Below are 10060 nucleotides of genomic sequence, written 5' to 3'. Positions count from 1 at the left end.
TGCCTCTATTACTTTTTTTTCAAAAGGATAAAAAGGAAAAAAAAGGCTAAACTAGTAGTGAAGAAGAATTAGATCTCTAAAAATAAGAGGTGATTATGCATGAGGTTCAATTGGGTAGCACAGTATCGGCTTGGTTTAGCCTTTGTTGCGGTTGTTCTCTTCATGTCTATCGGAAAGGTGCCGGGAATATTGTTATCTGGCTCCGCCGAACAAGTGGAAAACCATCAAGATCAGCAGAAGTTAGAACCTCAGCAATTGACGATTATTTTGGAAAGGATCTATCTCGATGGTGAAATAAGTGAGGAAGTTGTTCTCGATTCTTACTGGTCTATCGAAAATTTTTGGTCCAAGTATGATCAATGGCAGTTAGTTGAAATGGATGAATCAACAATGGTTTTTAGAAAATATGAGGATGACATTTCGCCATTACTTAAAACGAATGGCTATTTTGGAATTACCGAAGATGGCGTATTAACTATTTTTAATGGCCGACCCGACCGATCCCGAATTATCCAATCTTTTTTTCAGATAGATGTAAAAAAGCTCGAAAGTAATAAACAAGAAGAGCTTATTCAAGGAATACCAATAAAAACAAAAGATCGTTATGTAGAGGTTCTAGAAACCTTTAAACCGTATTCAAAGGAAGAATAACCATAATATTAGGATTTTGGGCTTCATGAACACTTCATGAGGCCGATTTTTGTTAGAACGAAGGATTTTGGGCTTCATGAACACTTCATGAGGTCCATTTTTGATTGAACGATAAGATTTTGGGATTCATGAACAATTCATGAGGCCTATTTTTGTTTGAACGATAGGATTTTGGGCTTCATGAATTGAATGGCAACCCAATTTATTTTTCTCATCCTAAAGTTGTAGATAAAGTTCAAGCTTTTTTCTGAGTGAGGAATTTCTAAAATCCTTTAAGCTAAAGACATCAAGTTAAACACTTAAAGGAGCGATTGACATGTTAAAAAGTAAAGTAGTTATGATAACAGGTGCATCAAAAGGTTTAGGTAGAGCATTAACACTAGCATTTGCAAAAGAGGGAACCCGCCTGGCAATCTGTTCTAGAACTTCAAAAGGGTTATTTGAAGTGAGGGACAAGGCAGTGGCATTAGGTGCTGAGGTGTTGGCTGTAACTGCAGACATTTCCCTTAATAGAGATGTCGAAAGGTTTGTAGCCATGACGGAGGAGGCGTTTGGGAAAATTGATATTCTTATCAATAATGCTTCGATCTTAGGACCAAGTCCAATGCCATTATTACTCGATTATCCTGAAGAGGATTTCGCTGAAGTGTTACGGGTTAATTCGATTTCACCGTTCTTAGTAACGGGAAGAGTCATACCAGGAATGCTGCAGCGCAATCAAGGCTCTATCATAAATGTGACCTCCGAAGCAGGCAATATTGGTTATGCAGGCTGGGGGGCGTATGGGATTTCTAAATTTGCTGTTGAGGGTCTCACCGAAACATGGGCAGATGAATTAAGCTCAACCAACGTTCGTGTCAATATGGTCGATCCAGGGGAAATGGCTACTGATATGCACCAACTTGCTGTACCTGACTGTGATTATCAGCTAGCAAAGCCGGAGGATGTTGTCGATGTGTTTTTGTATTTAGCTTCAGAAAAATCAAACGGAATTACGGGTCAACGCTTTGAAGCTCAAGAGTTACATGGGAGGGATGATGATGGTTGCCACTGCATTTGACTTCTATTTACCCTCTGAGCTAAATGCTTCACATCCACCCGAAAGACGGGGAATCAGAAGAGACCATGTTAAACTAATGGTTTTAAACAAAAAAACGGGTCATGTCAGCCATGATCAATTCTTTCACCTAACTGATTATCTGAACCCTGGAGACTTGGTTGTTATGAACAATAGTCGAACCGTACCTGCCATTCTACAAGGTGGGTTGTATAGAGGCACAAAACAAATTCAAAAAGCTGTTGAAATTCGTCTGGCGAGGCGGCTAAGTGAGGAGACATGGGATGTGTTAGTGGTAGCTGAGGGAGTTAAACTGGGTGACATCCTTATATTTTCACCAGATCTCACGGCTGTAGTTACGAATATGAAAGCAGGCTCACCACTAAAAACAATCCTTTTTTCAAAAAAGGGAACCGAGCTTTTTAATAGTATTTATGCACTTGGGGAACCAATCCGTTATGAATATATCTATGACAAATGGGGTCTTGATTATTATCAAACCGTGTTTGCCAGCCATCCTGGTTCCGTTGAAATGCCTTCAGCAGGAAGAGCGTTCAGCTGGGAGCTGCTATTCAAGCTTCAGCGCAAAGGGATAGAGCTTGATTTTATTCAGCTTCATACCGGTCTAAGCTACCTGCTGGATGAGGAATTGGAGACATCTCCAACTGATAATTATGAAGAATATCATCTTTCCGAAAAAACAATAGAAAAGATTCATAAGACAAAAGCTTCTGGAGGCAGAGTCATTGCAGTGGGGACAACAGTTGTTCGAGCACTAGAAAGTGCCGGGGTAACTGGCACGTTAAATGGAGTAACGAATCTCTATATTAATAAACAATTCCCATTGAAAATGGTAGATGGAATTATTACTGGTTTCCACGAACCAAAAGCAAGCCATCTCGATATGCTTACAGCGTTCGTTCCTCAGGATTTATTATGGAATGCATATGAGGAAGCGATTGACCATAAATACTTATGGCACGAGTTTGGTGATATGAATTTAATATTATAAAGGGGACTGGCTATGCACTTTCACCATTTTGCTATTGAAGTAGAGGATTTGGATACATCAATTGCTTTCTATCAGGAGTTTATAGGGTTAAGTGAAGAGGTGCGAATATCTTTCCAGGATGAGGAGATCGTCTTCTTAGCAAATGCTGATTTGAAGCTTGAACTCATTTCGGGTGGCCAACAGCAGGATTCCAAAGGTATTCATATATGTTTTGAAGTCGACCGTATACAAGAAGTCATCAATCATTTTAAAAATAAACGCATTCTAGCACTAGAAGGTCCTTATAAACTTAAAAATGGCTGGGAAACAGTTTTTTACAACGGACCGGACAATGAGGTAATTGAATTTTTACAGATTGAGAAGAAAGCTGACAAATGAGCCGTCAGCTTTTTACCTGCTTCATACTTGCCTTCAAGATTGTGATAAGACTATGATTTAATAAATAGATACAAAGGCTGGGAGAGGATTGAATGTCCAGAAATGAAGAGATTGCTATTCTAAAAGAAATAGCTGAACTATTGAATGAGGGTACAGATTCAAAGACCGTTCTCGCTGGGGTTTTAAAAAAACTCCTGAATATAACCGGACTTCAAACTGGCTGGATTTTTTTACTAGATGAGAACGGTGGCCATCAGCTGGCAGCAAATGAGGCGCTGCCTGAACCATTGGCCCGTAACCATAATCAAAGAATGTGTAACGGTGACTGCTGGTGCGTAAGTCGATATAATAGCGGAAAATTGAACAAGGCAGTAAACATCATAGAGTGTCAGCGAATTGAGAATGTCATCCTTGAGAAGGCAGGTGACACTGCCGGACTAACCCACCATGCCACCGTGCCGCTAAGGGCAGGGAACGAGAAATTCGGAATATTAAATGTCGGCTCACCTTTCAAGACACATTTTCAAAAAGATGAACTTGCTCTTCTAGAGGCGGTAGCTTTTCAAATTGGTACAGCTCTTAAAAGAATAAATTTAACCCAAAGAGAACAGGAGACTGCCCTTATCTCAGAGCGGAATCGACTCGCAAGGGATTTACATGATTCTGTTAATCAGTTGCTATTTTCGCTAAGTCTTACTGCTAGAGCAGGCAGGGAAATGACAGATGAAGAAGAGGTGAAGCAAACTTTTTCCTATATTCAGGATCTTGCACAAGACGCACTTGGGGAAATGAGAGCGCTGATTTGGCAGTTAAAACCACAGGGATTGGAAAATGGAATTATAAGTGCATTAACTGGCTATGCGGAGATGTTAGGATTAACGATTGAGGTAAAATTAACTGGCATCTCAAGCTTTCCTGAAAAAGTAGAGGAAGCACTGTGGCGAATTGGTCAAGAAGCGCTTGGAAATTGTAAAAAACACTCACAGACAACACATGTACGTTTATTTTTAAATAGAAGCAGTGATTTAGTGATAATGGAAGTTCAAGATCAAGGCTGTGGCTTCTATTATGATGAGAAACTGGAACTGCCATCGTTTGGATTGAAAAATATGAAGGCACGAACGCAAAGCCTAAATGGTACATTCTTAATTAGGAGCGAACCAGGAAAGGGAACGGAGATTAGAGTAAAGATTCCAGTTTAGGGGGAGGACCAATGGGAATTCGAATCATGATCGCAGATGATCATCATGTTGTCAGACGGGGTCTGGCATTTTTCCTAAAAACGCAACGTGATATTGAAATTATTGGAGAAGCGGCAAATGGCAAGGAAGCTGTGGGACAAGCAAGAACATTACAACCAGACCTTATTCTGATGGATCTTATCATGCCGGAGATGGACGGTATTCAGGCGACAAAAATAATAAAAAGTGAACTGCCGGAAATAAAAATTATCATGTTGACTAGTTTTTCCGACCAGGATCATGTCATTCCAGCATTAGAAGCAGGTGCGTCTGGATACCAGTTGAAAGACATTGAGCCAGACGAGTTAATTCATTGTATTAAAAAAGTCATTGCTGGCGAAAATCAGCTTCATCCAAAAGCTACCTCGCATTTACTTGCAAACCTATCCAATAAAAAAGAAAGTAGAAACTTAATTTCAGAGTTAACCAATAGAGAATTAGATGTTCTCAAGGAAATTGCAAAAGGAAAAAGTAATAAGGAAATTGCGTCGGCACTGTTTATTACTGAAAAAACAGTAAAGACACATGTATCAAACCTCTTGGCAAAGCTTGAAGTAGCTGATCGTACTCAAGCTGCTTTGTATGCAGTAAAGAATCGAGTAGTAGAATGACCTGGGAATCTTAAGGTACCATTGGGGGTGACCAATTTGACCGAAAAAGCGAAAAGGGAAATTTTCGGTCAAGTGGCGAGTCCCCATGTGACCGAAAAAGTAAAAAGTGAAAATTTCGGTCAAGTAGCGAGTCCTGATAGAGTATAGAATGGGCGCAAACCCGTCTAACTATTCAAATAATGGAAGCATGCCAATCGAATTCACTGAATATTTTTATTCTTCCCCTACACAGATAACTTTTACTAATCCGCTAAATTAATGTGATAGAATGGAGTACATGAGAAACTCGAGGGAGAGAAAGTAAATGTACGAATTTTTCAAAGGATCCGTTGAGTTTGTGGGTCCCGAATATATTGTAATTGAGAATAATGGAATTGGTTATCAAATCTCAACACCAAATCCGTTTATTTATTCTAGTAAAATGAATACGAATGTTACTGTGTATACATATCATTACGTCCGTGAAGATTTAATGGCGTTATATGGTTTTGAGTCACGTGAAGAAAAAAAGCTGTTTACAAAATTAATTAATGTTACAGGAATTGGACCAAAAGGGGCTCTGGCTATTCTTGCTTCCGGTGAAGTCCAACAGGTCGTTTCTGCGATAGAAAATGAGGATGAGAGCTTCTTAATCAAGTTCCCAGGAGTCGGCAAAAAAACTGCAAGACAGATGATCCTTGATTTAAAAGGGAAACTGCAGGACATTGTGCCAGATTATTTTCCAAATTTATTTAATGCAGATACCTTCCCAAATTCTGAACAGTCGACTAATAATGCGTTTGAAGAAGCGGTACTTGCCTTGAAAGTCCTTGGCTATTCTGATAAAGAAGTGAAAAGGATTTCGCCAGAGTTAAGAAAAGAACAATTATCAACCGACCAATATATTAAAAAAGCCCTGCAGCGGCTTTTGAAATAAGGTGATTATTCATGGATGAGAGAATTATTTCTAGTGAGGTTAATGATGAGAACGAAATCTCCTTAGAACAAAGCCTCAGGCCGCAAACGTTACAACAGTATATTGGGCAGGATCAAGTGAAACAAAGTCTTGAGATATTTATTGAGGCTGCAAGACTTCGCAAGGAAACATTGGATCATGTTCTTCTATATGGACCTCCTGGATTAGGAAAGACGACGCTTGCTGTTATTATTGCCAACGAAATGGGTGTAAACATCCGTACCACATCAGGACCTGCTATTGAAAGACCGGGCGATTTAGCTGCCATTTTAACGGCACTGGAACCTGGTGATGTTTTATTTATAGACGAAATCCACCGTCTGCCAAGACAGATTGAAGAGGTTCTTTATCCCGCGATGGAGGATTTTTGTCTCGATATCGTCATTGGTAAAGGTCCTAGTGCTCGATCGGTAAGATTGGATCTTCCACCATTTACTTTAGTAGGTGCAACGACCAGGGCAGGGTCCTTATCAGCACCGCTCCGCGATCGATTTGGAGTTTTGAGCAGACTCGAGTATTATAAGGAAGAACAATTGAAGGATATTGTCTTAAGAACAGCAGACTTATTTGAAACGAAAATAGACAAACAGTCTGCCGCTGAGATTGCAAGAAGAGCGCGGGGAACCCCTCGAATTGCCAACCGTTTACTCCGCAGGGTAAGAGACTTTGCGCAAGTGAAAGGAAATGGGGAAATTGATTTGGGAGTGGCGAGGGAGTCTTTAGAGCTTCTGCAAGTAGACAAACTTGGCCTTGACCATATCGACCATAAGCTGCTAAAAGGAATTATTGAAAGATTCCGCGGGGGTCCTGTTGGTCTAGATACCATTGCTGCGTCAATTGGGGAAGAGTCTGAAACGATTGAGGATGTTTACGAACCGTATCTACTGCAAATTGGATTCTTACAACGAACTCCTAGAGGTAGAATGGTAACAGAAATAGTCTATCATCATTTTGGCATGGAGCCTCCAAAACCGTAATTTTTTTAAGTTGGGTGTGTTTATATGAAAGTAGATTTATTTGATTTTCATTTACCTGAAGAATTAATCGCACAAGTTCCGCTTCAAAACAGGACTGATAGTCGGTTAATGGTAGTGAATAAGGAAACAGGCGAGTTAAAGCATGAAATTTTTAAAAATATTAGTGAATACTTGCGTGAAGGGGATTGCCTAGTATTAAATGATACTAAGGTATTGCCAGCACGCCTTTTTGGTGTAAAAAAAGATACAGGTGCGAAAATTGAGGTTTTACTGTTAAAGCAGGAAGATGGCGATCGATGGGAAACACTTGTAAAGCCAGCAAAGCGTGTAAAAGAGGGAACAGAAATTGATTTTGGTGATGGATTACTAACAGCGGTATGTACAGGAACTTCAGAGCATGGCGGCAGAGTGTTAGAGTTCAAATATGAGGGTATTTTTTATGAGATGCTTGATCGATTAGGTGAAATGCCTTTACCTCCCTATATTAAAGAACAGCTTGAAGATCGAGACCGTTATCAAACTGTGTTTGCCCGTGAACCAGGTTCGGCTGCTGCCCCAACAGCAGGACTTCATTTTACTGAAGAGCTTTTAAATGAAGTGAGAGAAAAAGGTGTCCATGTCGCTTTTATTACCCTTCATGTTGGGCTAGGGACGTTTAGACCCGTTAGTGTTGATGATGTGTTAGAACATGACATGCACTCTGAATTTTATATGATTACCGAAGGAACAGCGAGATTACTAAATGAAGTGCGGCATAATGGCGGAAGAATTATCACCGTTGGTACCACATCAACCCGGACTCTTGAAACGATTGCTGCTGTGAATAATGGAAGCTTCATTGAAAGCAGCGGCTGGACCAATATTTTTATTTATCCAGGGTACGATTTTAAGGCGATTGATGGGATGATTACGAATTTCCACTTGCCAAAATCGACGTTGATTATGCTTGTTAGCGCATTAGCGGGAAGAGATAATATTCTAAATGCCTATAATACTGCCGTGAACGAACGCTATCGCTTTTTCAGCTTTGGTGACGCGATGCTTATCATTTAGTAAAAAGTTAAGGAAGGAGAAAAACATTTGACTGCAATTCGATATGAATTTATCAAAACATGTAAGCAAACGGGTGCCCGTTTAGGAAGAGTTCATACACCGCATGGTTCCTTTGACACGCCTACATTTATGCCAGTAGGGACGCTTGCGACTGTAAAAACAATGTCTCCAGAGGATTTAAAAGAAATGGGTGCTGGTATTATTTTAAGTAATACCTATCACTTATGGCTTCGACCTGGAAATGAAATTATCAGGGAAGCTGGCGGCCTTCATAAGTTTATGAACTGGGATAGAGCGATTTTAACTGATTCTGGTGGATTCCAGGTTTTCAGTTTGAGTGAATTTCGTAAAATTGAAGAAGAAGGCGTACATTTCCGTAATCATATGAGTGGGGAGAAATTATTTTTATCTCCTGAAAAAGCAATGGAAATTCAAAATGACCTAGGTTCCGATATTATGATGGCATTTGATGAATGTCCGCCGTTCCCAGCTACTTATGAATATATGCAAAAATCAGTTGAGCGAACTTCTCGTTGGGCAGAGCGTTGTTTGAATGCTCACGCGCGGTCAAATGACCAAGGTCTTTTTGGAATTGTCCAAGGTGGAGAGTACGAAGAACTTCGTAAGCAAAGTGCAAAAGACCTGGTGTCGCTTGATTTCCCTGGCTATGCTATTGGTGGACTTTCAGTGGGTGAGCCTAAGGACGTTATGAATCGGGTTCTTGAATTCACTACACCGCTTTTACCAACAAACAAACCACGATACCTTATGGGGGTTGGATCACCTGATTCCTTGATTGATGGGGCAATTCGTGGGATTGATATGTTTGATTGTGTCCTGCCAACTCGAATTGCTAGAAATGGTACATTGATGACGAGTACTGGCCGATTAGTGGTTAAAAATGCTCAATTTGCAAAAGATTTTGGACCGCTAGACCCTGATTGCGATTGCTATACATGCCGAAATTATAGCCGTGCTTACATTCGTCACCTTATAAAATGTGACGAAACATTCGGAATACGATTAACATCTTATCATAATCTATATTTTCTGTTAAGATTGATGGAGAAGGTCAGACAAGCTATCCGTGAGGACCGGCTTGGTGATTTCCGCGAAGAGTTTTTTGAACGTTATGGTTTTAACAAACCGAACGCGAAAAATTTCTAATAGATACTCATTGAAAGGAGGGAACAACATGCAAGGATTAGGTTCAATCATTCCATTAATATTAATGTTTGTATTATTTTATTTCCTACTAATTCGTCCGCAGCAAAAACGTACAAAAGCTGTACAATCAATGCAAAACGAATTAAAAAAAGGTGATAAAATCGTCACGATTGGCGGTTTACACGGTTTTATTGATTCAATCGATGAAAATAAAGTCGTGATCAAATGTGGAGACGGAAGCCGTTTAACATATGACCGTAATGCCATTCGTGAAGTAACTGAATCTGCTAAAACTTCTACAACTGCAGAAGTTTCACTAGATAAGTAAAACACAAGCAAGTGCAAAAGGAAGCCATTTATTTGGCTTCCTTTTTGCTTTATACTGTTCTTGAGTTATTTGTTGCTATATTTACCCCTAAGATACCGCCCATCATTGCGATTAATGTATAGCATACGTGATAGATTACCTGCTCCACGTCAAAAATGCGGTCATAACCTAGAAATTGAGCCAAGAAGACAATGAAGCTATAAATTAAGCCAGTTAATCCCCCAATCAGCCAGCCCTTCTGCTTTCGCTTTCCGCCTGAAAGAAATCCGCCTCCAAATAATCCAATAAACGATACCGCCGTTATAATGTATTGAAGTGAAATTTCCCGAACGGAAGTAAATCTAAGAATTAATGAAAATATGAGGCTGCTGACAATTGCAAAAATGAAGATAAAAATTAACCCGTACAAAATAGCTGTAGTAAAGCTTTTTGATTCGATTTTACTCTCCCCCTTCAGTTGCCTTATCGTAGTGTTTTACCCCTAAGATAAACAGATTCTTACCTAGTACAAGCATATTCTTCAGGGAATAAAAGTAGAATTAAAATTTTAAAATGTTAATGGGATATTATTCCTTAAATGATTGAGTGAAAAAAAGCTAACACTATATTTGAATGGAAAAAAGGGGCGGA

The 10060-nt window shown here is 39.7% G+C and carries 12 protein-coding genes; 11 read left to right on the top strand and 1 reads right to left on the bottom strand.

The window, feature by feature from the left end:
- Positions 1-99: 99 nt before the first annotated feature.
- The 11 genes from V7124_RS06760 (at position 100) to yajC (ending at position 9430) form a co-directional block, all read left to right on the top strand.
- Entirely contained in the window at positions 100-651 is a 552-nt protein-coding gene (locus tag V7124_RS06760; RefSeq protein ID WP_335487294.1) for an intercompartmental signaling factor BofC, read from the top strand.
- A gap of 316 nt (positions 652-967) precedes the next feature.
- Positions 968-1711, top strand: a complete 744-nt coding sequence (locus V7124_RS06755) for an SDR family oxidoreductase (protein WP_335487291.1) — start codon at positions 968-970, stop codon at positions 1709-1711.
- Positions 1692-2720, top strand: coding sequence for an S-adenosylmethionine:tRNA ribosyltransferase-isomerase (locus tag V7124_RS06750; protein WP_335487287.1), 1029 nt, complete (start codon positions 1692-1694; stop codon positions 2718-2720). Before V7124_RS06755 ends, V7124_RS06750 begins: the two co-directional genes overlap by 20 nt.
- Before the next feature lie 12 nt (positions 2721-2732).
- Entirely contained in the window at positions 2733-3098 is a 366-nt protein-coding gene (locus V7124_RS06745; protein ID WP_335487284.1) for a VOC family protein, read from the top strand.
- A gap of 92 nt (positions 3099-3190) precedes the next feature.
- Complete coding sequence (locus tag V7124_RS06740) at positions 3191-4300, top strand: GAF domain-containing sensor histidine kinase (RefSeq protein ID WP_335487281.1); 1110 nt, start codon at positions 3191-3193, stop codon at positions 4298-4300.
- Positions 4301-4311: 11 nt separating this feature from the next.
- On the top strand, positions 4312-4950 hold the full coding sequence (locus V7124_RS06735) for a response regulator transcription factor (RefSeq protein ID WP_335487278.1): 639 nt from the start codon (positions 4312-4314) through the stop codon (positions 4948-4950).
- Positions 4951-5254: 304 nt separating this feature from the next.
- Positions 5255-5866: a Holliday junction branch migration protein RuvA gene (gene ruvA / locus V7124_RS06730; RefSeq protein WP_335408769.1), complete on the top strand. Its 612-nt coding sequence runs from the start codon at positions 5255-5257 to the stop codon at positions 5864-5866.
- 11 nt (positions 5867-5877) lie between these two features.
- Positions 5878-6882, top strand: a complete 1005-nt coding sequence (ruvB, locus tag V7124_RS06725; RefSeq protein WP_335487275.1) for a Holliday junction branch migration DNA helicase RuvB — start codon at positions 5878-5880, stop codon at positions 6880-6882.
- Between the two features lie 24 nt (positions 6883-6906).
- A complete protein-coding gene (gene queA / locus V7124_RS06720; RefSeq protein ID WP_335487272.1) occupies positions 6907-7935 on the top strand; it encodes a tRNA preQ1(34) S-adenosylmethionine ribosyltransferase-isomerase QueA in 1029 nt (342 codons plus the stop codon).
- A 27-nt stretch (positions 7936-7962) separates the two neighbouring features.
- Positions 7963-9102, top strand: a complete 1140-nt coding sequence (gene tgt, locus V7124_RS06715) for a tRNA guanosine(34) transglycosylase Tgt (RefSeq protein WP_335487269.1) — start codon at positions 7963-7965, stop codon at positions 9100-9102.
- Positions 9103-9130: 28 nt separating this feature from the next.
- Positions 9131-9430 carry a preprotein translocase subunit YajC gene (gene yajC, locus V7124_RS06710; protein WP_335408778.1) on the top strand — a complete coding sequence of 100 codons (300 nt, stop codon included), beginning with the start codon at positions 9131-9133 and terminating at the stop codon, positions 9428-9430.
- Positions 9431-9479: 49 nt separating this feature from the next.
- On the opposite strand, the gene V7124_RS06705 is transcribed toward yajC, so the two are convergent.
- Positions 9480-9839 carry a TIGR04086 family membrane protein gene (locus V7124_RS06705; protein ID WP_335408780.1) on the bottom strand — a complete coding sequence of 120 codons (360 nt, stop codon included), beginning with the start codon at positions 9837-9839 and terminating at the stop codon, positions 9480-9482.
- Positions 9840-10060 lie beyond the last annotated feature (221 nt).

The organism is Neobacillus niacini, assembly GCF_036961885.1.
GTDB classification, from domain to species: Bacteria; Bacillota; Bacilli; order Bacillales; family Cytobacillaceae; genus Neobacillus; species Neobacillus niacini_H.
Note: the sequence above shows the minus strand (reverse complement) of the source record. Positions and strands in the feature narration are given on the sequence as shown.

What these genes read in the sequence shown, in the direction of transcription:
- V7124_RS06760 (WP_335487294.1), top strand. Translation starts at nt 100, where the DNA reads ATGAGGTTCAATTGGGTAGCACAGTATCGGCTTGGTTTAGCCTTTGTT.
- V7124_RS06755 (WP_335487291.1), top strand. Translation starts at nt 968, where the DNA reads ATGTTAAAAAGTAAAGTAGTTATGATAACAGGTGCATCAAAAGGTTTA.
- V7124_RS06750 (WP_335487287.1), top strand. Translation starts at nt 1,692, where the DNA reads ATGGTTGCCACTGCATTTGACTTCTATTTACCCTCTGAGCTAAATGCT.
- V7124_RS06745 (WP_335487284.1), top strand. Translation starts at nt 2,733, where the DNA reads ATGCACTTTCACCATTTTGCTATTGAAGTAGAGGATTTGGATACATCA.
- V7124_RS06740 (WP_335487281.1), top strand. Translation starts at nt 3,191, where the DNA reads ATGTCCAGAAATGAAGAGATTGCTATTCTAAAAGAAATAGCTGAACTA.
- V7124_RS06735 (WP_335487278.1), top strand. Translation starts at nt 4,312, where the DNA reads ATGGGAATTCGAATCATGATCGCAGATGATCATCATGTTGTCAGACGG.
- ruvA (WP_335408769.1), top strand. Translation starts at nt 5,255, where the DNA reads ATGTACGAATTTTTCAAAGGATCCGTTGAGTTTGTGGGTCCCGAATAT.
- ruvB (WP_335487275.1), top strand. Translation starts at nt 5,878, where the DNA reads ATGGATGAGAGAATTATTTCTAGTGAGGTTAATGATGAGAACGAAATC.
- queA (WP_335487272.1), top strand. Translation starts at nt 6,907, where the DNA reads ATGAAAGTAGATTTATTTGATTTTCATTTACCTGAAGAATTAATCGCA.
- yajC (WP_335408778.1), top strand. Translation starts at nt 9,131, where the DNA reads ATGCAAGGATTAGGTTCAATCATTCCATTAATATTAATGTTTGTATTA.